A 22,708-nucleotide genomic window follows, 5' to 3' on the forward strand; every position below is an offset into this window, starting at 1 on the left:
GTGTGCACCGGGGGAAGGGTGCGCTTCCAAGACCTAAATAGTTACTGACTAAATAAGAATTAGAGCCAATTACATAATGATGAGCGTGTTTCACCGACGGCTGGTAGCAGCCGCCCTGGGTTTTTTGTTGTCGTTTTCGGTGCTGGCTCAGTCTTCCCCGGAGAGGGTTACTCTGTCTCTGGACAATGCCGATATTCGCGACCTGATTAACTGGGCGGCGGATTTCACCGGCAAAAACATCATTGTCCACCCGAATGTCAAAGGTAAGGTCACGGTTGTCGCCGGCGACCCGATGAGCCATGCACAGGCCTTCGACGTTTTCATGTCGGTGCTGCAGGTGAACGGCTTCAGCCTGGTTGAGCAGGGCGATGCCTGGAAAGTGGTTCCGGACGCGCTGGCCAAGCAACAGGCAATTCCGGTGATTGATGACCAGACGCGTGCCCGCGGCGAAGCGCTCGTGGTCCGCACCGTTCGTGTCGAGAATATCTCCGCGGCACAACTGATTGCGATGTTGCGCCCACTCATCCCGCAGACGGGCCATCTCGCCGCCTATGCGGACACCAACACCCTCATCGTCGCAGACCGCGCTGCCAACATCGACCAGATCGTGCTGCTGATCAAGCAACTGGACCGCGCCGGTGCGATTGACATTGAACTGGTACCCCTGGAATTTGCCTCGGCAAAAGAGGTCAAGCAGGTGATCAATGAGTTGCTTCAGGGCGGTGGCAAGCAGGCGGGGAACGATGTCCAGCCGCTACGTATTGCCGTGGACGAGCGCTCTAACAGTATCCTGCTGACCGGCGACCCGGTTACCCGCCAACAGCTCAAGAAAGTAATCGAGCGCCTTGATCAGCCTCTGGCTGGTGAGGGCAATACCGCCGTAGTTTACGTGCAGTACGCCAGCGCCACGGATCTGAAACCGATCCTCGAGGGCATGAGCGGCAGTATTCAAAAAACGGAAAAAGACCAGCAGATCGCCGATGTTGAGGTCAGCATCCAGGTCAACGAGGAGCTGAACGCCCTGGTGCTTACCGCACCGCCCTCCCTGCTGGAGACCATGAAAGGTGTGATTGCCAAGTTGGACGTGCGCCGTGCCCAGGTGCTCATTGAAGCGATTATTGTGGAAGTCACTGAAGGCACCGGCAACAACCTTGGCGTAAAGTGGATTGCCGGCAACGATGACAATGTCTTTGCAGGGTTTGACAACGATTTTGCGGAAACACCGATCATCGATGATGACGGCAACGTGTTGTCGGAAGTCAATCCGTTTTCCCTGAATCCTGCCAACCTGGTCCGCTCCGGCTTGAACCTGGGTTTTCTGAGTGGCACGGATGTACGCGTGGCGGTCAATGCCATGGCCAGTGAAAACAATGCGAATATTCTTTCGACGCCGACCATTATGGCCCTCGACAACGAAGAAGCTGAAATCCTCGTTGGCCAGAACGTACCCTTTATTACCGGTGAGCAGCTGCTTTCCGGCAGCAACAACGATCCATTCACCACCATCCAGCGCCAGGATGTAGGCACGACCCTGAAGGTTACCCCCCGGGTCAACAATAACAACTCGGTGACACTGGAAATCGAACAGAAAGTGGAAAACGTGTTGCCGGTTACCGGCCAGGCAGCGGACATCATTACCAGCAAGCGCGAGATCCGCACCAAGGTATTGATCGACGATGGTGCCATCCTGGTACTGGGCGGCCTGATTGAAGACAAGGTTACGGAGATCAATGACAAGGTGCCGCTGCTCGGCGACATCCCCGGCATCGGCCGCCTGTTCCGCAATTCGAAGAAAGACGTCGACAAAACCAATCTGATGGTCTTCCTGCGCCCGCGCATCCTCAGTAACCAGATCGCCGGTTACGAGGAGACCCGCAAGCGCTACCGCGACATGCAGGAAAAACAGCTGCATCTGCGCGATAACACCAGCCGGATTTGGGATTGGAACCGCGGCGAAACCCTACCGGATCTGCTGCCGCCTGCTACGGCCATCGAGCCAGAGGCGGAGCCTCTTCCCATGGAGCCTGAGGACGTCAAGTGATGACGGATCTCGCGGTCAAACGTTTGCCCTACGCGTTCGCCAAGCGCCACCAGGTGCTGCTGGCTGAGGTGGATGGCACGCCGGTGTGCCAGTACGTGGCACCGTTGAACCCCACGGTGCTGGCGGAAGTGCAGCGACTGTGTGAAATGCCGCTGGGAATTGCCGCGGTTGAAGCGGAAGCCTTTCAGGAAGCGTTGCAGCGCCAGTACGAGAACCGCGAGGGCGGTAACTTGTCCGATGTGGAAGGCCTGGGGGATGACCTGGACCTGGCTGCCGTCGCTGACTCTCTGCCGGAAACAGAGGATCTGCTGGAACAGGAAGACGATGCACCCATCGTCCGGCTGATCAACGCCATCTTTGCCGAATCGCTCAAGCAGGGCGCCTCGGATATTCACATTGAAACCTTTGAAAAGCGCCTTGTGGTGCGCTTCCGCGTGGATGGTGTACTGCGCGAAGTGCTGCAGCCACGACGGGCGCTGGCGCCACTGCTGGTTTCCCGTATCAAGGTAATGGCCAAGCTCGATATCGCCGAGAAGCGCGTGCCGCAGGACGGGCGTATTTCCCTGCTGATGGGCGGCCGTGAGGTGGATGTACGTGTTTCAACCATGCCATCTTCCGCCGGCGAGCGGGTGGTGATGCGTCTGCTGGACAAGCAGGCGGGCAAGATGGATATGCGGCAGCTGGGAATGGCCGAAGGCGACCTGAAGGTCATGACGGAGCTGCTCGGCCGCCCACACGGCATTTTGCTGGTGACCGGGCCGACCGGCTCCGGTAAAACCACCACCCTGTATGCGGGCCTCGCCAGTATCAACAACCGCGAAAAGAACATTCTCACCGTCGAAGACCCGGTGGAATACAACCTGGAAGGTGTCGGCCAAACCCAGGTGAATACGAAAGCGGATATGACGTTCGCGCGCGGCCTGCGAGCCATTCTCCGGCAAGACCCGGATGTGGTCATGGTGGGTGAAATCCGTGACCTGGAGACCATGCAGATTGCCATTCAGGCAAGTTTGACCGGCCACCTGGTGCTCTCCACTTTGCACACCAATACTGCCCTCGGCGCCGTTACGCGCCTTGTGGATATGGGGATTGAACCCTTCCTGCTGTCGTCCAGTGTGATCGGTGTGCTCGCCCAGCGCCTGGTGCGGGTGTTGTGTCCGGACTGCCGCCAGGCCCATGCGGCCGACAGCTTCGAGTGCAGAATGCTCGGCGTGGACGAGCGCGAGGGGGCAACCATTTATCGCCCCGGTGGCTGCGAGAAGTGCAATCACAGCGGCTATCTCGGGCGCGTCGGCATTTATGAGCTGGTGCCCGTGAATGAGAAGCTGCGTCAATTGATTCATGATCGCGCATCGGAAAGTGCGCTGGTCCAGGAGGCCCGCACGCTCGGCCCCAGTATTCGCGACGACGGTATGGCCAAGGTCCTTGCCGGTATCACTTCACTGGAAGAAGTGCTTCGAGTAACCCAGGAGTCTTGAGATGGGTGCTTTCGAGTACACCGCGCTCAACAGTGGTGGGCGCAAGAATCGGGGAACGCTAGAGGCCGACAGTGCCAAAGCGGCCCGCCAGCAACTGCGCGCCCGCGGGTTGATCCCGCTGGAAGTCAATGCCGCCTCCGAATCGAGCAGCGCCGGCAGTGCCAGCATCCTGTCCGGCAGCCCGGGGCTCAGCGTAAAGGCGCTTGCCTTGTTGACCCGGCAAATTGCCACCTTGTTGCGCGCCGGTATACCCTTGGAAGAAACCCTCGGCGCTATTGCCAATCAATCCCGCAACCAGAAAGTTCGGCGTATCGTTCTGGCGGTGCGTGCCAAAGTGCTGGAAGGGCACAGCTTTGCCCAGGCCCTCGCCAGTTTCCCACGGGCGTTTCCCAAACTGTACCGCGCGACCGTGGAAGCCGGCGAGCACTCCGGTCACCTGGATGATGTTCTGGAGCGCCTGGCGGATTACACCGAAAACCAGCAGGTCTTTCGGCAAAAGGTCCAGCTGGCCCTGATCTATCCCCTGGTGCTGGTGGTGATCTGTGTACTCGTGGTCACCGGCCTGATGGTGTATGTGGTGCCGGATGTAATCGAGGTCTTTACCGGTACCGGGCAGCAGTTGCCACTGGCTACCCGGATACTGGTGTCGATCAGTGACTTTATTGCGGCGTGGGGCTGGTTGATCCCACCGGCGATCCTGGCACTGGCGATTGGCTGGATACTGCTGCTGCGCAGACCGGGCTTTCGGTACCGGTTCCACCACCGTTTGCTGGACATGCCCGCCATCGGCTGGCTGGTGCGGGGAGGGCAGAGTGCCCGCTACGTGGGAACCCTGGCGATTCTCACCGGTAGTAGCGTCCCGCTGGTGCAGGCCATGGGTATTGCCAGTGGTGTAATGAGCAACGATTACCTGAAGGAGCGCCTGCAGATTGCACAGAAGTTTGTGCGTGAAGGGGGCAGCCTGCGGCGGGCGCTGGAAGATGTTGAATACTTCCCGCCGATGATGACGTATATGGTAGCCAGCGGTGAATCTTCTGGCACCCTCGACCAGATGCTGGTTCGGGCAGCGGAAAATCAGGAGCGGGATCTGCAAGGTGCCGTCACCGCATTTGTGAGCCTGTTTGAACCGATCATGCTGCTGGTGATGGCAGGTATTGTGCTGTTTATCGTGATGGCCATCATGATGCCAATTATGAATATGAACCAGCTGGTTGTTTGATGACAACGGTTGGTAAACGACTGAGGGCAGTGGCCCCAAACTCTTTTTGTGAGGTTGCAAGATGAAAAAACTACATAACAGTCGGGGTTTTACCCTGATCGAAATCATGGTGGTCATCGTGATTCTGGGCGTGCTGGGCGCACTGGTGGTTCCCAATATCATGGGCCGTACCGGTGAGGCGCGTGTGAAAGCGGCCACCGTGGACCTGCGTGCGATTTCCACTGCCCTGGATATGTACCGCATGGACAATTTCGTATACCCCAGTTCCGATCAGGGGCTGGAAGCGCTGGTAACCAAACCCTCTGGCTTCCCGGAAGCCAAAAACTGGAATGAACCCTACCTGAAAAAAGCGCCGAAGGATCCCTGGGGCAACGCGTACCAGTACATCAGCCCGGGCAGCTCCGGCCCTTATGATCTGTTCAGCCTGGGTGCTGATGGCAAGCCGGGTGGTGAAGGCGAAGCCGCCGATCTTTTTGCTTCTGAACTCTGAGGCAGGCCCAGGTCACCGCTGATATGCGTAGAGCAGCGCACCGCCAACGGGGATTTACCCTGATCGAACTGCTGGTGGTGATGGTCATCATCGCCTCACTGGCAGGCATGGCGACTTTGTCTCTGCGTAATACCGATGGCCGCAATTGGACCGGTGAGGTACAGCGCCTGGCGAATCTTCTGCAGCTGGTGGCCGACCGTGCCCTGATCGACAAGGCCCACTACGGAGTGGTGTTCGAAGAAAGTGGCTACCAGGTAGTCCGTTACGATTCCGGCAGCATGAAGTGGCAGGAAATGGACTTTTCCGGTCAACCCGCGGGGGCCAATGCCCGCCGCTTTACGGCCCACGAGCTTCCTCCGATCATGCGCCTTGAGGTCCTCTCGCAGACCGAATTGCCCGGTGCCAATGGCGACGACCGCAGTTTTGGCGGTGCCGGTCGCGGCGCTGAGGGGGATCGCGCCCGCTCGGGCAAGGGCGGTAATGGCGCTGATAAAGAAATTCTTCCCCAGTTTGCGGCGCTCTCCAGCGGCGAGGTGTTGCCGGTCGAAATCGGCTTCTTCCTGATGAAAAACGGCGATATCGCACGCGCCGCGATCATTTCTTACAGCAGCCTCTACGGCATGCAACTGGAGTGGCAGAGCGATGAGTACTGATACTCGCGCACACCATTCACGCCTGCGCAGCCAGCGTGGGTTCACCCTGGTCGAGGTGCTGGTAGCACTGGTGATTTTCGGAGTGATTGCCGCCAGCGTACTGAAAACCCTTCAAGACAGTGTGCGCCAGCAGGTCGCCTTGGAAGAGCGCCTCACCGCAAACTGGGTGGCGCAGCAGGCACTGGCCGAAATCCGTTTGCGTACGGATTGGCCGCCGCTGGGCAAAAAGACGGAAAAAGTACTGCTGGGTGACCGTGAGTGGCAGGTCACCGCTGAAGTAAAGAGCACCAATGAGCCGAAGATGCGGCACATTATCGTGCAGGTAGGCTGGCCGGAAGCGGAGCAGCCAATTCTCACCATCGACTCCTGGATGGCGCAGTCTGCCAGTGCACGCGCTGGGGGAGGGCGGTCATGACGCGCCCACAACAACCTGCCGCGGGCTTTACCCTGATCGAAATCATGGTGGTGCTGGTGATCGTCTCAATCATCGGCATCGGCTCCTATTCCCTGCTCGAAACCTTCTTTACCACCGATCGGGTGCTCACGGCGCGGGCTGATGAGATGCGCCGCCTTTCCATGGCCATGTACCGCATGGACGATGATCTGCGCCAGCTCACCGTACGACCGGTCAAAAATGCCTACAGCGGCTACGAGCCTGCTTTCCTTGGGGTAACCAGCGAGTTTGAATTTACCCGCCTGGGCGCGGCAAACCTGACGGGCGAGCCTCGTGGCAACGTGCAGCGTCTGCGCTATGGAATTGGCTACGCCGACGAGGATTCAGACAGCCGGATTGCCCCTGCTATTGACGACGATACTGCCCTGCTATTGCGCAGCCGCTGGCAAGTGCTGGATCGGGGGCCCGATTCCGAACCCATCGCGGAGCCGATACTCGATGGGGTCATTGATCTCAATTTTCGCTATTACGACCGGGATACCAAGGCCTGGCTCGCCCAGTGGCCTCCGGCCTCGTCTGCGACCACTCCTGGGGCAGTCGATCTTCGCCTGCCCCGAGCGCTGGAGGTGACTCTGGTAACACGCACCGGTGGCGAGATACGCCGAGTGTTTTCGTTACCCGAATATACCGTGGTTGCCGGTGGTGGCAGTTCGAGCAGTAGCGGCGGAGGCCAGGACGACGGCTCTGGGAATGACGGCTCTGGGAATGACGGGGGTGGCGACGACGGCAGCGGCGACGATCGAGGTGGCAGCAGTGGCTCTGATGATCGCAGCCGGGGCGGTGACCGATGAGCAAGGTCGGTTTACCGCAGCAGCGAGGAGTGGCCTTGATCACGGTGCTGCTGGTCATGGTCATAGCCGTGGCTGCCGTGACCCATGCGGTTACCCGCAATCGCCTGGCCATTTCCCGGACCAGTGCCATTCTGGCCAACACCCAGCTCGCGGAATTCGTGCACGGTGCCGAGGCCTGGGCCATTATCGCGCTGGAGAAGGATTTCGAGGAGGACCGCACCGCGAGCTCGGCCAGTGACAATTTGCTCGAGGCCTGGGCGCAAAAGTTGGTGGAGTTTAATCCGGATAACGGAAAAATTCGCATTCAAATCAAAGACTTAAATTCCTGTTTTAACGTAAATAATTTAGCTGCCACGGGCAGGGCGGGAGGCGATTCGGGCGGGGCCTCCGCCGAGGCGGATACCACCGATAGCAAAGTGCTACAGCGGCTGGTACGCAATCTCGGGGGCAGGCGGGAAACTGCGCTGGCGATCGAGGACTGGGTGGACCCGGGGGATACCCCGCTTTCATCCGGCACTGAGGACACGGGCTACCTGGGCCAGGAAGTGGCCCACCGTACGCCGGATACCTTTATCACCGACATTTCCGAGCTCAGTGCGGGGCAGGGTATCGAGCCAAAAGAATGGAGCGCAATAGCGCCGGAGCTTTGTGCGCTGCCGGAGTCCGGAACGAAAATAAACGTGAATACGGCTTCCCAGGAACTGCTCTCAGCAATGTACCCCTCGGCGAATATTCCGGGGCTCATCAGTCAGCGCGAGAGCACACCCTTTGTCCAGATGGGTGACCTCTCCGCGTTTGGTATCACCGGGGGTGCAGAATTGGATTTCAACAGCGCGTATTATGTGGCGCATATAGCGGTGCAGCTGGGCCTCGAAAACAGACAGTACTGGGAATCGATGCTCAAGCTTGACACCACCACCGGTGCGGTGGAGGTCATTCAGCGTCAGCGGCGCGAATTTTCCGGGCAATATTTGCAGGAATTACTGGGGGATTAATTGAGCCAGGAATTGAAATTACTAAGGCTGCGTGAGCCTGTCGCGGGATCCCACAGTGGCGACCAGGTGCAGACAGCCGGCAACCTGCTGTTGCAATGCTGGCGCGATAACGCCTGGCACGCGGTGGCCACGGATGCGGGTTTCCAGGCAGCATTTCGCAATGGTATCTCTGAGCCTGGCTACGGGGAGTCTATGCCGTACCCTGGCCACGGCGAGCACCCAGCGGCGTCAGATGGCCCGGACGCGGATGCCCTGACCTTCGCCCCGCAAGATCGTGTGGTATTGCTGCTGCCCGGCAGCTGGGTGTGGAACGGACTTGAGAACGTACCCCGTGCCGCGCGCCGTCAGAGCAGCGCGGTTGGGTACATGGTGGAGGAGCAGCTCGCGGATGACGTGGACGAGCTGCACTTTGTTTGCGAGCCCGTTGCCGGTGACCTGTGCAGCGTGATGGCCATCGCCAGTGACAAGCTCGCCGCACTGAAGGGGCAGATAGATCGCCTCGGGTGGCCGGTGGTGGCCGCCTTACCGGAGTATCGGATTCTCGGCGATGCCGGCGCTACCTCGGCGGTGTGGTTTGAGGGCGAGCGCGCGCATTTCTGGCTGTCCGTGGGGAAAGGCCTCTCGGTAGCAAGACCGCTGGCTGGGGTTATTGCAGAGAGTCTGTTTGCCGAGGATGTTGCGGAATCGGAAGAGGCAGGGCCAGCACAGCCAGAGGAGGTCGCACCGCTGCGCGTGTACGGTGACCCCACCGCGCTCGAACTGGCCACCTTGGAACAGCTGACCGTGCTCGAGCCGGTCAATGATGCGCCGGAGGCTTTGTTTAACCCACCGCTGGTCGCAAAGACGCCGGGTAACCTGCTCACCGGGGATTACCAGATCACTCTCGCGTCGGGCGCCGGCCCTTGGTGGAGAAAGCCGGCCATTGCCGTTGCGGCGTGTTTTGTGTTGCAGCTGCTGTTTTATGTCGGTGCGGGCACCTATTACAAAGTGCAGGCCGGGTACGCCGACGAGTCCGCTCGTGCCCTGTTTAGCGAGATTTTCCCAGGCGATCGCCCCAGTGCCGATTTACGTCGCCAGATCATGGGCTACCTGAATCAAACATCCGGTGGTGGCGGAGAGTTTGCCGGCCAGTTACAACAGCTGAGCCAGGTCTGGACGACCGCAAAGCCCGGTGAACTCAAGCTGCAGTCTCTGCGGTTTGACGGTAATCGGGGCGAACTGGTGTTGCAGCTGCGTGCTGCCAACCTCGGTCAGCTCGATGCGGTGGTCGGAAAGCTGGGCAGTGGCCAGTTCAAGGCAGAGCTGTTGGCGGCCAATGAGCTCGAAGACGGCGTCTCCGGGCGGATCCGGCTGCGATGAGTCGACTCCAATTGCAATCCAGCAGCGGCATAACCAGAGAAAATGCACCCAATACTATGAAGCAAACGATCGAACAGTGGCGTCAGAAATGGGTGGCGCTCCCTCCCAGCGACCAGCGTGCACTGGCTATGCTGGCCCTGTTTCTCGGAGCGATCTTTATTGTCTTCGGGCTGTTCAAGCCGGCGCAGGCCTATTTCGACAACGCCCGCGCAGAAGCGCAACAGTCCCGGGAACTCGTCACCTGGATCGAACAGCAGCGTCCCCAGCTTGAGCGCGTGCAGCGCAATATGGGGGGGCAGTCGCAGGCACAGGGCACGCTCTTGCAGCGGGTCACTGCCGCGGCGAACAATCACAAGGTGACCATCAAGCGGTTCGAGCCGGAGGGCGATGGTCGTATCCGTCTGTGGATTGATGAGGCGCGCTATCAGGACTTGCAGCCCTGGTTGAACACCCTGCTGCAGCAGCGTTTCATCATCCGTTCGGTCAGTGTCGATGCGCTGGGCGAAGAGGGGATGGTGTCCGCGCGGCTGACTCTGGAGCGGTGATGGGGGCGGGATTGCCCCGGGCAAACGCAGTCAATGCCGCTGCGCCAAACGATTCGATATGTTTAGACTGAATTTTGCTCTTTTATTCTATTTTTCCGATATTTTTCGGGAAAAATCTCGCGTTTAAAGTGTGAATATCGAAATCTGTCGTGGGTAACGCCTGTGCCGGCGTCTTCCCGGCATCCACCGCGGCGGTAAATCCGCACATGAATGGCGTCATTTTCTCCCTATACTCAAGGGTATTGAGAAGAAACAGGGGCGATAACATGCTGCTTCGCGATGCCGAGAGTAAACACCTGATTGATGTCGCCGACATCGTTACCCTTGCCAACCCTTACGAGCTGACGGTGGTCGGTCGATTTCTCTGGGGTGAGGAAGTGCAGGATCCGGAGGTGTTCGACAAGGCGCAATTGGAATTCCTCTCCGGTGAGGCGCTACCGCGCTGCTGGCACGACAGTCGTTACCGTGACCGGGAAGTTCGCCGTATCAAGTGCGGAACCCGCATCGAAGACAGCGACTACTATCAGGGCGCCTGAGAGTGGGAGGCTGACGTGGCTTCTACTTGCCAAGTGCGGTAGGGCCGCCTGATTGCGAGGCGTCTCGCGAGCCTGGGTGCAGATGCGATCGCTTTAAGGCCCATCATGGCTCTCGATATTAAGGGCTTGGGGTGCTGAAGCGAGCAGGGTATTTGGTCCGCTGCCCTCCGCGGTCCAAAGCGCCCGGGCGATCAGCAAGGCCGAGCTCTGGCCTTGTGTCGTATTCCCCGCTGAACGAGCAATCTGGCTAGCGGCGCCGCCGCACATTCCCCGCGGCAGGCCCGGTCGCAGAGTGTGCGGCCCCTAATTCGTGGTTTCGTACCAATACCTCCTAACCTCCTATACAATACGCGCCAATTTTTCACCGGAAGTGCCGGGGCAGGGCTCACTTGCTTTGGGGCGCCGGTAAATGCAGCAGTGGAAGACTTGTGTCATGAGTTTTGAGACGTTTGAAGAGTATTCCCTGGTACTTGGCATCGGTGGCCTGATCCTGTTCATGGTGTTTATCGTGTGGGATCTGGCGAAAGAGTCCAAGGCCGGCCGCTTTGGTACCTTCATTCTGTTTATCGCCCTTGGTCTAGGTTTGCTGGGCTTTGTTTTTAAAACCGTTCTGGTCGAAATCATGGGATTGGGCCAGTAAGCCCGCAGCACCTCCTCAAGCCCATCGGTCACAGGGAGCGTTTGCCGGAATTTCTTATGCCGTTATTTGATCACCCCGAACTCAAGGTCCAGAAGGATCGGCGGGTCTGTCGCAACACGGATACGCGCATTGCCAAGTATTCGCGTCGTGGGATGTTATTCAGCCTGGTGGCCTTCGCGGTAGCGATCGCGATCAGCGATCTCCGTACCACACACCCCAAGTTGGTTCTGGTGCTGGCTATCGTGCTGGTACTCCTGACCATGGTGCGGGGTTACTACGTTTTTCGCTTTGAAAACCTGTATGCGACCGGCCCCAAGCGCTGGCGCCATCGCTATTTCCTGGCGTCCACCCTGGGCGCGGTGTGGTGGGGCCTGATTTTGCTCTGTCACGTTTTCCTGCTCGGTTTTGCGCCGGCAACGCAGTTTTTGTGGATCTATACGGTTGTTTTCTGCGCAAGTGTGGCTTCGGTGTTTTCCCCCTATCACCGTTTTCTCACCTGGTTCCTTGCCGGATCACTGGTCCCAGCCGCAATACAGGGATTCCTGACCGCTGACATACTCGGTGCCATTTACGGTGCACTGACATTGGCATTTGTCTGGTTGATGGCCCACCAGGCGCGGCGCGAGTCGGAAAACTACTGGGACCGGGTGGCGGCGATGCAGGCGTTGCAGCAGAAGGCCAGCAATCTGGCGGCTGCCCGCAAGCACTCGGAGGCCGCGGTTGAGGTGACGAATGAGTTTCTGGCCAACGTCGGCCAGGAGTTCCGCAGTCAGCTATCCGATACCCTGGGCGCGCTGGCGCTGCTGGAGGGTGACCGGCTCTCGGATCGCCAGCGGGAATGGGTGCGTCTTGCGAAGAATGCCAGCAACCAGCAGTTGAAGCTTGTCGATAACGTGGGAATGTTCACCCGGGTTGCCCGCAAGGACATTCAATTGCGCCACGCGCCATTCAATCTGGTGCGCACCATGGAAAAAGCGTTCAAGTTTGCCGCGCGTTCCGCCCAGCGACAGCGCCTGGAATTCAATTTCCAGATCAGTGACGACCTGCCGGTAATGGTCACCGGGGACAATCGCAAAACCGCGCAGCTGATTCGTAACCTGGTAGATTCCGCTACAGTCATCGCGCAAAGTGGCGAGCTCTGGGGCGAAGCCAGTTTTGAGCCACTCAGCGCGGAAGAAGGGCAGCTCACACTCAAGCTCGTGGACAGCGGTGATGGTGAGATTCTGCCGGATGAATCCGAACTGTTTGGTGCCTTCTCGCGCATGGACACCACGCAGGTCACAACCGGTCTTGGGCTGAACATCGCCAAGGGGCTCGCAGAGGCGATGGGCGGGTATCTGCAACTGCACTCTTCTGCGGACGGCAACCGCTATCAGGCGGTGATTAAATTTGCGATTGAGCCCAATCAGCGCATTTACCTGCAACCCGATCGCCGGTTGCAGGACACTGAGGTTCTGGTTCTTCACCAAAAGGGACTGTTTGTTAGCGGTATCGTGCAGATGCTTCAGTCCTTCGGTATGGAAGTGGTCAGCAAGCACTGGGATGACGGCAGTACCGAGCCCATGGATCACCTCCTGCAAGCGATGGACCGTGGGCAGCTTGTTGTGCTGGCCCCCGCGATGGGCGACGGCCGTATGCTGAGTGGCGTTACCCAGGTGATCAGCTCGACGGGAAGTGCACCCAAGAAATTCCCGCTGCTGTGCCTGGGTGGTTATGGCCACAAACTGGAGTTTGGCCCACTGGCGGCGGTTGAGCCTGAAGCGCAGTATCTGGCGCGCCCGGTAACTCGCAAGGAGGTCCATGACGCGGTGGTAATCCGCTTGTTCGGCGGCATCAAGAAGGCCAGTCGCCGGGTTGTGGGCTCTAACGCAGAAGTGAACCGCAAGCGCAGGCTCCTGCTGATTGAGGAATCCCGGCAGCACCTCGGCGTGACGGAAGAAATGCTGCAGACACTTGGTTATCAGGTGGAAGTTGTCGCGGCAGTAGAAGATGCGCTGGTCCGCCTGCCGGATAACAGCTACGACCTGTTGCTGGTGGATTGCCAGCAGAATACCGTACACAGCGCAGAAATTATTGAGCAGCTGCGGCACTGGGAGAGTGAGTATTCTCCGGACGATCGCTTGCCGATTGTAGCCTTGACCAGTACCACGGAAGAACAGTTTGAAGGGCGCTGCCTGGCTGCGGGTATGGACGACTACCTCACCAAGCCCTTGAGTAAAGACAGTCTCGCGGAAACCCTCGAGCGATGGTTGGGAGAGTAGACTGGGGGCGCGACGGTTGAGCAGGGCGCGCTGTTGACGCGCGCTAGAGGGACAAAATCAAAAGGCCTGTCGATCGACAGGCCTTTTTTTATTTCTCTTGCGCACGCTGGTCGATGCGTTTGCGGAATTCGTCACTGGTTTCCTTTCGCTCGGAATACCGATCAGTGAAGTAGTCTCGCTTGTCTTTCAAAAGCAGGGTGAACTTCATCAGTTCCTCCATGACGTCCACGATACGATCATAGAAGGAGGACGGCTTCATTCGGTCATCATCATCAAATTCCAGCCACGCCTTGGGCACGGATGACTGGTTGGGGATGGTAACCATCCGCATCCAGCGACCGAGGATGCGCATCTGGTTAACCGCATTGAACGACTGGGAGCCACCGCACACCTGCATGACCGCGAGTGTCTTTCCCTGGGTGGGCCTAACACCTTCCAGCGCCAGTGGGATCCAGTCAATCTGCGTTTTCATGATCCCGGTCATGGCACCGTGCCGCTCCGGGGATGACCACACCATACCATCGCTCCAGCTGGCGAGCTCACGCAACTCTTTTACCTTCGGGTGTTCCGCATCGGCATCATCCGGCAGTGGCAATCCAGACGGATTGAAAATCTTGGTTTCCGCGCCGAGTGCTTCGAGAATTCTCTGTGCCTCTTCCGCCGCCAGGCGGCTGAACGAGCGCTTTCGCAAGGATCCATACAGCAGCAGAATTTTCGGCCGCGTATCGCGAATGGGTGCCTGCAACTGCTCGTGATCAGTAAGGTGGAAACAGGTGTTATCAAGATTTGGCATCTGGTCAGTGTTCATAGGATTCTTCACTCTGTTTAAACCAGTGGCGCGTCCGATTGGCAAAAGCGACCAGCGACAACATGACCGGGACCTCAACAAGCACCCCAACCACTGTCGCGAGCGCCGCGCCCGAGTGCAGGCCAAACAGGGAAATGGCGACGGCGACGGCGAGCTCAAAGAAATTGGATGTGCCAATCATGCAGGCGGGTGCCGCAATGTTATGCGGGAGCCGCATACTGCGCGCTGCTGCATAGCTGATGGCAAAAATGCCATACGTCTGTATCAATAATGGAATGGCGATTAGTACGATGGCGAGTGGGTTTTCAATGATGGTCTGCGCCTGGAACCCAAACAGGAGTACGACCGTCGCTAACAGCCCTCCGATGGAGAGCGGTTTTACTTTCGCCAAAAATGCATTCAACCGGCTGTGATCATTGGCGGAATCCAGTGCGCGGCGGGTGAGTACACCCGCAATCAGCGGAAGCAAAACGTACAGCACCGTAGAAAGCACTAAGGTATCCCACGGTACGGTGATATCGCTGACGCCCAGCAGCAGCGCTGCGATGGGTGCAAACGCAAAGATCATGATCACATCGTTGACCGAGACCTGCACCAAGGTGTAGTTCGCATCACCCCGGGTAAGCTGGCTCCACACGAATACCATGGCCGTGCAGGGGGCTACCCCCAGGAGAATCATGCCGGCGATGTACTCTTGCGCCGTTTGCGGATCCACAAGATCGGCAAAAATGACGCGAAAGAACAGCCAGCCCAACGCGGCCATGGTGAACGGTTTGATCAGCCAGTTCACCACGAGGGTGAGCGCGAGGCCCTTCGGCTTGTCGCCCACATGGCGGATCGAGGAAAAATCCACCTGCACCATCATGGGGTAGATCATCAGCCAGATAAAAATAGCCACGGGTAGATTGACATGGGCGACTTCCAGGCCTGCGATGGACTGGAATACGTCGGGCGCAAGATTGCCGAGCAGAAGCCCTGCGAGAATACAAAGGCCAACCCAGAGGGAAAGATAGCGTTCAAAAATACCCACGATCACTCTTCCTCTGTTGACAGTCCGGTCAGTGCTTCACGCAACTTATTACCTCGTTGCTCATCGACGCGTGCGCCCAGCATCCGTTCTACACGGTGCTTAATTTTTCCAATGGTTTGGCGAAACGCCTCGGCCTTGTGCGCATCACTGCCTTCGAGCTTGGAAGGATCGGACAATCCCCAATGCACTTTAACGGTATCGTTGAGCCAGATCGGGCAGGCCTCGCCTGCGGCGCTGTCGCACACGGTGATGACCGCATCCGGTGTCCAGCCATCGAGGTCGTCCCACGACTTGCTGGCAAGACCGTCGGTAGGAATGCCTTGCTCTGCGAGAAACTGCAGGGACAGGGGGTGTACCTCACCGGAGGGCTGGCTGCCCGCACTGCGCGCTTCCAGTCGCCCCTGTCCATAGTGATTGGTGATGGCCTCACTCAGAATACTGCGGCAACGGTTGTGGGTGCAGATAAACAGAAGCTTCATGGATTTCCCGTGTTCATTCATTGTTCATTGTTCTCTCTCGATGGGCAGCACCGCGCTTCCCGCGCAGGGCGTTGCTGTAGCTGTGCCAGGGCCTGGACGTTATCGGAAATAAAGGTAACGTTTTCGGCAAGGGTGGTTTCCAGCACCTGCCGGGCCCATTCTGGTAGTGATGGGTTGAGGCTGTAGAACACCCACTGGCCCTGCCGCCGGTCGTTCAACAGTGCGCATTGCCGCAACTGCGCCAGGTGCCGCGAGATCTTTGGCTGACTTAGCGACAGGGCTTCCATCAACTCGCAAACGCACAGCTCCCCTTCATGGGCGATCAGCAACAGGCTGCGTAGACGGGTGTCATCTGCGAGACATTTGTAAAAGGCGACAGGATTCAAAGCGTGGCTCCGGTTGGTCCAGCGGCATGATATTCGAAAAATCGAATATATGGAATATCGTATGTTTTTTGTGTCTGGCCCGGGACGCTGGGGCTTATTGGAGGGGGACGCAGGTTTGGCGGGAGGCGAGGCTGGTGTTGAGAGAAGGCGCCGAGGCGGATCGACGATCCGCCTCAACAGGGTATGGACCCGAAAGGGGTCAGATGTCGAACTCTGCCCATACCGGTGCGTGGTCCGAAGGGCGTTCCATACCGCGGATATCGTAATCGATCCCAGTGGCAACGCACTTATCGGCCAGTACTTTCGAGGCCATAATCAGGTCAATACGTAGGCCGCGGCGCGGCTCCCGGTCAAACCCGCGGCTGCGGTAGTCGAACCAGCTAAACAGGTCGTCAGTCTCCGGGTTCTGGGCACGGAAGGTATCCACCAGCCCCCAGTCGTGGATTTTTTGCAGCCACTCACGCTCTTCCGGCAGGAAGCTGCACTTGCCATCGCGCAGCCAGCGTTTGCGATTGGCCTCGCCGATACCAATGTCGAGATCCGTAGGCGAGATATTCATGTCGCCGATTAACAGCACGGGTGCCTGATTGTCGCACTCGGTATTCAGGTAGCTTTCGAGATCCGCGTAGTATTTTTGTTTGGCCGGAAATTTAATCGGGTGCTCCCGGCTTTCCCCCTGGGGAAAGTAGCCGTTCAGCACGGTGAGCGGCTGGTCTGCACCGATATCAAACTGCCCGACCACCATGCGACGCTGTGCATCTTCCGGGTCAGTTGGGAAACCGTATTGCTTCTTGATAAACGGATAACGGGAGAGCAGGGCAACCCCGTAGTGGGTCTTCTGGCCGAAGTAAATGACTTCGTAGCCCAGGTCGCGAATGACGTCGACAGGAAAGTCTTCGTCGGTGACCTTGGTTTCCTGTAGCCCGATAATATCGGGAGATTGGCTTTCGACCAGCGCTTCCATCTGGTGCAAGCGTGCGCGAATGCTGTTGACGTTAAAGGATACTACTTTCATTTTCCCTCCCCGGAAATCATAAAAACCGAAGCCCGCTATTCCAGGAAATAACGGGCTCGGTTTGCAATCATTATTGGCCAGTAAAGTGACCGGCCTGTAGTTTGCTCAGCGCAGGCGGTTAGTCGAAGTTCGCAACCTGCGGTGAGCTAGCGCGCTTTTTTAGGCCGATAAAGTCCGCCATGATGTAGCCCGCTTCATTCAACACCGGGTCGTCCTCTAGGGTGATTTCCACGGGGCCGCCGACAGGCTCTACATCTTCGGACTCGCTCTTTTCCAGCGCCTCAAAGCTCTCATAGGGTTCGAGCCCCTTGGCTTCACGGCGACGATTTTCCAGCGCGAGCATTTCCTGATTCATCTGTTCCCGCTCCTGAATACGGGCTTGTTCATTCAGGGAAACGGACTTGCGATTGGCGCGCTCGGTCTGATGATCGAACTGTGCCCGCAGGTAGATGAAATCTGGATCGGATTCGGTGCGCTTGTCGTGTTTGCGCACCAGGTCCGGCACCATTTCTTTCAGGTTGAAATATTTCGCGTGGCGAACGGCGTGAATACGATCCCAGGGCAGAGCGGTGTCGTACGCACTCTCGCCGACGCTCTCGCTATCGATCAGCTGGGGCATGCTGATGTCCGGCGATACGCCCGCGTGCTGGGTGCTGTCGCCAGATACGCGATAGAACTTGGACTGGGTGATTTTCAGCTGGCCGTCTTTCAGTGGTGCCATGGTCTGCACCGTACCTTTACCGAAAGACTGATTGCCCACCACCAGACCGCGGTTGTAGTCCTGAATGGCACCGGCAAAAATCTCCGAAGCCGACGCCGAGAGGCGGTTGATCAGCACGACCAGGGGGCCGCGGTACATGGCGCGCGAGCGCGAGCGGTTGTGGCGGGAAATCTGCTCGTTGGCGTGCCGGATCTGCACCACCGGGCCCTGGTCAATAAACAGGTCGGTGAGCATGGTGGCTTCCTGCAGGGAGCCGCCGCCGTTGTTGCGCAGGTCGAGAATAATGCCGTCCACGCCTTCTTTCTGCAGTTCGTCCAGTAACCGGGCCACGTCGCGGGTGGTGCTTTTGTAATTCGGGTCTCTGCGTCGGTAGGCTTCAAAGTCGATGTAGAAGGTCGGCAGATTGATCACCCCCACCTTGAAGTTTTCCTCGCCGTCGGAGAACTCAAAGATGGCTTTCTTTGCCGCCTGGTCTTCGAGTTTTACCTTGCTGCGCTTGATCAGGATGGTGCGATGGGTACCATCGCCACCGGTGGGGATGGTTTCAAGACGTACAAACGTGCCCGCCGAGCCGCGAATCAGGTCGACCACGTCGTCGAGGCGCCAGCCCACAACATCCACCATCTCACCCTCTTCATCCTGGCCAACGGCCACGATTTTGTCGTTCGGCTTGATTTTGCCGGTACGATCCGCCGGTCCGCCAGCCACCAGGCGCGCAACCTTGGTGTATTCATCTTCCATCTGCAATACAGCGCCAATGCCCTCAAGGGACAGCGACATGCTCATGTTGAAGTTTTCCAGCGAGCGCGGGGAAAGGTAATTACTGTGCGGGTCGTACAGGCGGGTGAGGGAGTTCATATACAACTCAAACACATCGTCCGAATTCTGCTGGCTGAGGCGCTTGAGCTGACCTTTATAGCGGCGCTTCAGCAAATCGGCGATTTCGTCATCGCTCTTACCGGTCAGGCGCAGGTTCAGCACGCTCGACTTGAGGCGCTTGCGCCACAGGTCGTCCGCGGCACTGATGGACTGGGGCCATTCGCTCTTTTCGCGATCAAGCTCCAGAAACTCGTCCTTGGTGAAGTCGAACTTCGGCAGGCCGTTTTCCAGTTGCGAGAGAATGTTGTTCAGGCGATCAGAAATGCGCAGGCGGTAGCGGTTATAGATCTCGAAACCGCGGTCCACGTTACCGGCCTTGAGATCGTCATCCAGCTTGTTGCGCCACTGGCGAAACTCACTGATGTCTGATGACAGGAAGTAACTTTTGGTCGGGTCGAGACCATCAATGTACTCGTCCCACAGCCCGGTGGACATTTCGTCGCCCACCTTGAGCTTGTTGTAGTGCAGCATCTCGAGCTTGCTGACGATCTCACGGGCCGTGGCACCATGGTCTTCGTGCGGCTTGAGATCTTCGTTGTCGGCCAGGGAAACTGGCGAAACCAGTACCAGGAGAGAGAAGGAAAGGCCGGAAATCAGTGCGGCTATTCGATTGCTAAGCATAAGGAGTCTCTTTATACGTCCTACATCAAGGCGTCCCACTGTTTATTCTCGGCCGGACGTGGTCTTCCGGAGCAGTGGCGACTTATAGCTTAGGACAAGTATAAAGGCTGAAAGCTCCGAAAGGCATGAATTGCTTCATTAACAAGGCGAAAGGTGCCCTCAATGCGGTGACTTTAAGGATGCTTTACCCGTCAAACTACGATGACCGAATCACTGGTTGCCGAATGCCCGCAACAGGTGAAACAAAAAATCGCTCATAAAACGGACAGTCACCGGCTATAGCGGCCAATTGCCCCTATTTTGCGCTCAATAGCCGCGCTCTAGCCCGAGTCCGACGAGTCACCATGGGCCAATCGAGGTGAGGCTGGCTTCTGTTGATGACTGATTAACGCACGATGGCCACAGATTTGATCTGCGCCCACAATCGACTTCCGGGGTATACGGACAGCTGATGGGCGGAACGGCGGGTGATGCGTGCGATCAGGCGTGATACCGCCGCTTCGCTGGGCCCTGGGGAGGTGGATTGTGGTTTCAGACGAAGCAGTACCAAAGCTGGATCACGATCGGCAGAGATCTCCTCTACCTCTACCGGCAAGCGGTTGAGGATACTGGATTGCGTATCCTCGCCCCGGGTCAGGCTGATGTCCCGTGCGAGCACGCGCACCCGAATCGAATCCCCAACGGCTTCGCCACTATCCCGCAGCCACAGGCTACCGCCGTCAAAATCTGCCCTGAGCAGATTCCACTGGCGGTCCCGCTGCGCGATGTTGGCTTCCAGCAGCACACCCAGATCGTCTCCGAGCGGTGCCGGAAAATCCTCGCGGGACAGCAACGTAGTGGCCGGGCCTTCGTCGGTGATGGTTCCGTTATCCATCAGTAAAAGGTGGTCGGCGAGCCGCGCGATTTCCTCGATCGAGTGGCTCACATACAGAATCGGGATGTCGAGCGCGCGGTGCAGCTTTTCGAGATAGGGGAGAATTTCCCGCTTGCGCATCTGGTCGAGAGAAGCCAGCGGCTCATCCATCAACAGTACGCGGGGTTTGATCAACAGCGCGCGGGCAATGGCGACTCTTTGCTGCTCGCCGCCAGACAGCGCGCCCGGTCGCTGCGACAACAGGTGTTCAATCCCCAATAGATCAATAGTGTTGCGGTACTCGGCATCGGATACGGTTTGCCAGGCACGCTTGCGCGCGAAATGCAGGTTTTGTTCGGCGTTCAAATGTGGGAGCAGGCTCGGTTGTTGAAACACAAATCCCAGTGGCCGGCGGTGCACCGGCAGCGCCTCCTTTGGTTTGTCCGAGGGTTGCCATACCTCACCATTAACGGCAAGACTGCCGTTCGCGCAGGGTTGCAGCCCCGCAATACAGCGGAGCAGGGTGGTTTTGCCGCAACCGGAGGGGCCGAAGATCCCGGTTACGCCACTTCCCGGCAGATTCAGCTGCACATTCAGGGAGAAGGGCGCGCGGCCGCCACCGGCGTCCCGTGGCAGGTGAAAATGCCCGCGAATCCCTCTGCTCGACATCGGCTCAGACGCCATAGCGCAATCCCCGGGCAGCGTTGCGGTGCTGCAGCAGATACAGCAGGAGTAACACCGCAAAGGAAAATCCGACCATCGTGGCCGAGAGCCAGTGTGCCTGGGTGTATTCCAGTGCTTCCACGTGATCGTAAATCTGTACTGAAACCACCCGGGTTTTGCCGGGAATATTGCCGCCGATCATCAGTACGACGCCAAACTCACCCACGGTGTGCGCGAAGCCCAGCACGGCTGCGGTAATGATGCCCGGCCTTGCCAGGGGCAGGGTGACATGCCAGAAGGTATCCCATGGCCCGGCCCGCAATGTTGCTGCCACCTCCGTGTGGCGCTGCCCCTGTGCCTCGATGGCATTTTGAATAGGCTGCACAACGAACGGCAGCGAGTAGAGCAGGGAAGCAATAACCAGCCCCCAGAAAGTGAATGGCAGCGTACCCAGCCCGAGCGCTTCGGTCAGTTTTCCCATGGGCCCATCGGGGCCCATAAAGACCAGCAGGTAAAAGCCCAGTACGGTGGGCGGTAGCACCAGAGGTAATGCCACCAGCGCACTCACCGGTCCTCGTATTACCGAACGGGTTCGGGCCAGCCATAACGCCAGCGGTGTGCCCAGCAGCAGTAACAGGATAGTGACGGTGGTAGCGAGACGCAGGGTTAACCAGATCGCACCCAGGTCAGACTCACTCAGCATAGGTGTCTTCCTTCCGAGAAGGCGTTGCCGCCTGACGCCTCGCGTATCCGTAAGAAGCCAGCAGAGTCTCCACCTCAGCCCCCTGCATATAGCGCCAGAAATCGGCCAGCACGGAGTTGTCGGCCGCGCGCGTGAGAATGACCGCGTCCTGCCTGACGGGTGTATGCAGCGATTGCGGTACCACCCAGGCAGAACCCACGACTATCTCACCGTCGCGCATGATCTGAGACAGTGCAACAAACCCAAGATCGGCATTGCCGCTGGCGACGAATTGGTAGGTCTGGGAAATATTCTCCCCCTGTACCCAGCGGCTGCGAGTGCGCGCGTCCAGCTGCAGGTTGTGCAGTACTTGCCGGGCTGCGGTTCCATAAGGCGCGAGTTTCGGGTTGGCGAGGGCGAGCCTGTCAAATTGCGCGGTTTTCAGGAGTACCTCAATGTTTTCTGGCAGGTTCTCATGCCGGGACCACACCGCCAGTCTCCCCTCGGCGTAAGTGATGCGCGAATTGGGTTCCGCCAGCCCCTCATCAATGAGACGCTCGGGCTTCTCCTGATCGGCGGAGAAAAATGCATCGAACGGTGCCCCATACCGAATCTGCGCGTAGATTTTGCCAGAAGAACCAAAGACCAGTTTTATCCGTTGCTGGCTGCGTGCCTCATAGCGCGCGACGATGGCCTGCATGGGCGCGGTGAAATTGGAGGCGACCGCGATGGTCACTTCCCGCGAGTGGGCTGCAGCCGCGGAGAGCATGGTTAACACGCCGGCAACCAAGGCTACCATTCGCGCTTTCATGCTGCGCTTGCCCCACAAGGGACGTCGTCGGTGGGTGTGGAGCTGCCTATCCATCGATCTACTCATTGACCACAAGAGAAGCCGGTGCACCCGGCATTGGCTCTATGGTTGACGATGCGCCGGCAGTTCGCAACCTCTGCGCGCCGCTGTTTGCACGTGTCATGGAACAGCTGCCTGCGCGGTTTACAGTGGGAAAGTGTCTGGGTTTTAATGGCCCGCATCCCGGTGAGGTAAGTCACGGCTCGCGGGTTGTAAGAAACCCGCGAGTCGATCGACTCATCCTTATCGTCGCCATCTA

22 protein-coding genes are annotated in these 22,708 nt (G+C 58.3%); 13 read left to right on the plus strand and 9 right to left on the minus strand.

The genetic code is table 11. The features are described from left to right. The first annotated feature begins 76 nt into the window (after nucleotides 1-76). From gspD to AU182_RS09895, 13 genes are all read left to right on the plus strand, one after another. Entirely contained in the window at nucleotides 77-2,041 is a 1,965-nt protein-coding gene (gene gspD, locus AU182_RS09830) for a type II secretion system secretin GspD (protein WP_082859345.1), read from the plus strand. Beyond that, a complete protein-coding gene (gene gspE, locus AU182_RS09835) occupies nucleotides 2,041-3,519 on the plus strand; it encodes a type II secretion system ATPase GspE (RefSeq protein WP_066964340.1) in 1,479 nt (492 codons plus the stop codon). The genes gspD and gspE overlap by 1 nt, the downstream gene beginning before the upstream one ends. A 1-nt stretch (nucleotide 3,520) precedes the next feature. Next, a complete protein-coding gene (gene gspF, locus AU182_RS09840) occupies nucleotides 3,521-4,738 on the plus strand; it encodes a type II secretion system inner membrane protein GspF (RefSeq protein ID WP_066964342.1) in 1,218 nt (405 codons plus the stop codon). A 61-nt stretch (nucleotides 4,739-4,799) separates the two neighbouring features. After that, a complete protein-coding gene (gene gspG, locus AU182_RS09845; RefSeq protein WP_066964344.1) occupies nucleotides 4,800-5,228 on the plus strand; it encodes a type II secretion system major pseudopilin GspG in 429 nt (142 codons plus the stop codon). Between the two features lie 23 nt (nucleotides 5,229-5,251). Continuing rightward, entirely contained in the window at nucleotides 5,252-5,881 is a 630-nt protein-coding gene (locus AU182_RS09850; protein WP_066964346.1) for a type II secretion system protein, read from the plus strand. Further along, nucleotides 5,871-6,296, plus strand: coding sequence for a type II secretion system minor pseudopilin GspI (gspI, locus tag AU182_RS09855; protein ID WP_066964348.1), 426 nt, complete (start codon nucleotides 5,871-5,873; stop codon nucleotides 6,294-6,296). Before AU182_RS09850 ends, gspI begins: the two co-directional genes overlap by 11 nt. Beyond that, nucleotides 6,293-7,126, plus strand: a complete 834-nt coding sequence (gene gspJ, locus AU182_RS09860; RefSeq protein ID WP_082859346.1) for a type II secretion system minor pseudopilin GspJ — start codon at nucleotides 6,293-6,295, stop codon at nucleotides 7,124-7,126. Before gspI ends, gspJ begins: the two co-directional genes overlap by 4 nt. A 29-nt stretch (nucleotides 7,127-7,155) precedes the next feature. Next, entirely contained in the window at nucleotides 7,156-8,121 is a 966-nt protein-coding gene (gspK, locus tag AU182_RS09865; protein ID WP_255359345.1) for a type II secretion system minor pseudopilin GspK, read from the plus strand. Next, on the plus strand, nucleotides 8,122-9,480 hold the full coding sequence (gene gspL, locus AU182_RS09870) for a type II secretion system protein GspL (RefSeq protein ID WP_066964354.1): 1,359 nt from the start codon (nucleotides 8,122-8,124) through the stop codon (nucleotides 9,478-9,480). A gap of 56 nt (nucleotides 9,481-9,536) precedes the next feature. Further along, nucleotides 9,537-10,025 (plus strand): type II secretion system protein GspM, encoded by a 489-nt coding sequence (gene gspM / locus AU182_RS09875; protein WP_066964357.1) that lies wholly within the window; start codon nucleotides 9,537-9,539, stop codon nucleotides 10,023-10,025. 266 nt (nucleotides 10,026-10,291) lie between these two features. Next, nucleotides 10,292-10,561: an acetyltransferase gene (locus tag AU182_RS09885; RefSeq protein ID WP_066964363.1), complete on the plus strand. Its 270-nt coding sequence runs from the start codon at nucleotides 10,292-10,294 to the stop codon at nucleotides 10,559-10,561. Between the two features lie 433 nt (nucleotides 10,562-10,994). Beyond that, nucleotides 10,995-11,201: a DUF2788 domain-containing protein gene (locus tag AU182_RS09890; protein ID WP_066964366.1), complete on the plus strand. Its 207-nt coding sequence runs from the start codon at nucleotides 10,995-10,997 to the stop codon at nucleotides 11,199-11,201. 56 nt (nucleotides 11,202-11,257) lie between these two features. Then, nucleotides 11,258-13,462 (plus strand): hybrid sensor histidine kinase/response regulator, encoded by a 2,205-nt coding sequence (locus tag AU182_RS09895; RefSeq protein ID WP_066964369.1) that lies wholly within the window; start codon nucleotides 11,258-11,260, stop codon nucleotides 13,460-13,462. 88 nt (nucleotides 13,463-13,550) lie between these two features. Here AU182_RS09895 and arsH read toward each other — a convergent pair whose 3' ends face one another. The 9 genes from arsH to modA form a co-directional block, all read right to left on the minus strand. After that, nucleotides 13,551-14,255 (minus strand): arsenical resistance protein ArsH, encoded by a 705-nt coding sequence (arsH, locus tag AU182_RS09900; protein WP_066967859.1) that lies wholly within the window; start codon nucleotides 14,253-14,255, stop codon nucleotides 13,551-13,553. A 4-nt stretch (nucleotides 14,256-14,259) separates the two neighbouring features. Then, on the minus strand, nucleotides 14,260-15,300 hold the full coding sequence (arsB, locus tag AU182_RS09905) for an ACR3 family arsenite efflux transporter (protein WP_066964372.1): 1,041 nt from the start codon (nucleotides 15,298-15,300) through the stop codon (nucleotides 14,260-14,262). Nucleotides 15,301-15,302: 2 nt separating this feature from the next. Continuing rightward, nucleotides 15,303-15,779 (minus strand): arsenate reductase ArsC, encoded by a 477-nt coding sequence (locus AU182_RS09910; protein WP_066964375.1) that lies wholly within the window; start codon nucleotides 15,777-15,779, stop codon nucleotides 15,303-15,305. Between the two features lie 17 nt (nucleotides 15,780-15,796). Next, nucleotides 15,797-16,165, minus strand: coding sequence for a metalloregulator ArsR/SmtB family transcription factor (locus tag AU182_RS09915; protein WP_066964379.1), 369 nt, complete (start codon nucleotides 16,163-16,165; stop codon nucleotides 15,797-15,799). 199 nt (nucleotides 16,166-16,364) lie between these two features. After that, nucleotides 16,365-17,180, minus strand: coding sequence for an exodeoxyribonuclease III (xthA, locus tag AU182_RS09920; RefSeq protein WP_066964382.1), 816 nt, complete (start codon nucleotides 17,178-17,180; stop codon nucleotides 16,365-16,367). Between the two features lie 118 nt (nucleotides 17,181-17,298). Further along, entirely contained in the window at nucleotides 17,299-19,401 is a 2,103-nt protein-coding gene (locus AU182_RS09925) for a carboxy terminal-processing peptidase (RefSeq protein ID WP_066964383.1), read from the minus strand. A 385-nt stretch (nucleotides 19,402-19,786) separates the two neighbouring features. Further along, nucleotides 19,787-20,938: a molybdenum ABC transporter ATP-binding protein gene (gene modC, locus AU182_RS09930; protein ID WP_082859347.1), complete on the minus strand. Its 1,152-nt coding sequence runs from the start codon at nucleotides 20,936-20,938 to the stop codon at nucleotides 19,787-19,789. After that, the gene (modB, locus tag AU182_RS09935; protein WP_066964386.1) at nucleotides 20,928-21,620 is read right to left on the minus strand and encodes a molybdate ABC transporter permease subunit; all 693 of its coding nucleotides are present in this window, start codon (nucleotides 21,618-21,620) and stop codon (nucleotides 20,928-20,930) included. Before modB ends, modC begins: the two co-directional genes overlap by 11 nt. Continuing rightward, a complete protein-coding gene (gene modA / locus AU182_RS09940; RefSeq protein ID WP_227718207.1) occupies nucleotides 21,610-22,464 on the minus strand; it encodes a molybdate ABC transporter substrate-binding protein in 855 nt (284 codons plus the stop codon). The genes modB and modA overlap by 11 nt, the downstream gene beginning before the upstream one ends. Nucleotides 22,465-22,708: the final 244 nt, after the last annotated feature.

The organism is Microbulbifer sp. Q7 (genome assembly GCF_001639145.1).
GTDB lineage: Bacteria > Pseudomonadota > Gammaproteobacteria > Pseudomonadales > Cellvibrionaceae > Microbulbifer.

What these genes read in the sequence shown, in the direction of transcription:
- gspD (WP_082859345.1), top strand. Translation starts at nt 77, where the DNA reads ATGATGAGCGTGTTTCACCGACGGCTGGTAGCAGCCGCCCTGGGTTTT.
- gspE (WP_066964340.1), top strand. Translation starts at nt 2,041, where the DNA reads ATGACGGATCTCGCGGTCAAACGTTTGCCCTACGCGTTCGCCAAGCGC.
- gspF (WP_066964342.1), top strand. Translation starts at nt 3,521, where the DNA reads ATGGGTGCTTTCGAGTACACCGCGCTCAACAGTGGTGGGCGCAAGAAT.
- gspG (WP_066964344.1), top strand. Translation starts at nt 4,800, where the DNA reads ATGAAAAAACTACATAACAGTCGGGGTTTTACCCTGATCGAAATCATG.
- AU182_RS09850 (WP_066964346.1), top strand. Translation starts at nt 5,252, where the DNA reads ATGCGTAGAGCAGCGCACCGCCAACGGGGATTTACCCTGATCGAACTG.
- gspI (WP_066964348.1), top strand. Translation starts at nt 5,871, where the DNA reads ATGAGTACTGATACTCGCGCACACCATTCACGCCTGCGCAGCCAGCGT.
- gspJ (WP_082859346.1), top strand. Translation starts at nt 6,293, where the DNA reads ATGACGCGCCCACAACAACCTGCCGCGGGCTTTACCCTGATCGAAATC.
- gspM (WP_066964357.1), top strand. Translation starts at nt 9,537, where the DNA reads ATGAAGCAAACGATCGAACAGTGGCGTCAGAAATGGGTGGCGCTCCCT.
- AU182_RS09885 (WP_066964363.1), top strand. Translation starts at nt 10,292, where the DNA reads ATGCTGCTTCGCGATGCCGAGAGTAAACACCTGATTGATGTCGCCGAC.
- AU182_RS09890 (WP_066964366.1), top strand. Translation starts at nt 10,995, where the DNA reads ATGAGTTTTGAGACGTTTGAAGAGTATTCCCTGGTACTTGGCATCGGT.
- AU182_RS09895 (WP_066964369.1), top strand. Translation starts at nt 11,258, where the DNA reads ATGCCGTTATTTGATCACCCCGAACTCAAGGTCCAGAAGGATCGGCGG.
- arsH (WP_066967859.1), bottom strand. Translation starts at nt 14,255, where the DNA reads ATGCCAAATCTTGATAACACCTGTTTCCACCTTACTGATCACGAGCAG.
- AU182_RS09910 (WP_066964375.1), bottom strand. Translation starts at nt 15,779, where the DNA reads ATGAAGCTTCTGTTTATCTGCACCCACAACCGTTGCCGCAGTATTCTG.
- xthA (WP_066964382.1), bottom strand. Translation starts at nt 17,180, where the DNA reads ATGAAAGTAGTATCCTTTAACGTCAACAGCATTCGCGCACGCTTGCAC.
- AU182_RS09925 (WP_066964383.1), bottom strand. Translation starts at nt 19,401, where the DNA reads ATGCTTAGCAATCGAATAGCCGCACTGATTTCCGGCCTTTCCTTCTCT.
- modC (WP_082859347.1), bottom strand. Translation starts at nt 20,938, where the DNA reads ATGGCGTCTGAGCCGATGTCGAGCAGAGGGATTCGCGGGCATTTTCAC.
- modB (WP_066964386.1), bottom strand. Translation starts at nt 21,620, where the DNA reads ATGCTGAGTGAGTCTGACCTGGGTGCGATCTGGTTAACCCTGCGTCTC.
- modA (WP_227718207.1), bottom strand. Translation starts at nt 22,464, where the DNA reads ATGGATAGGCAGCTCCACACCCACCGACGACGTCCCTTGTGGGGCAAG.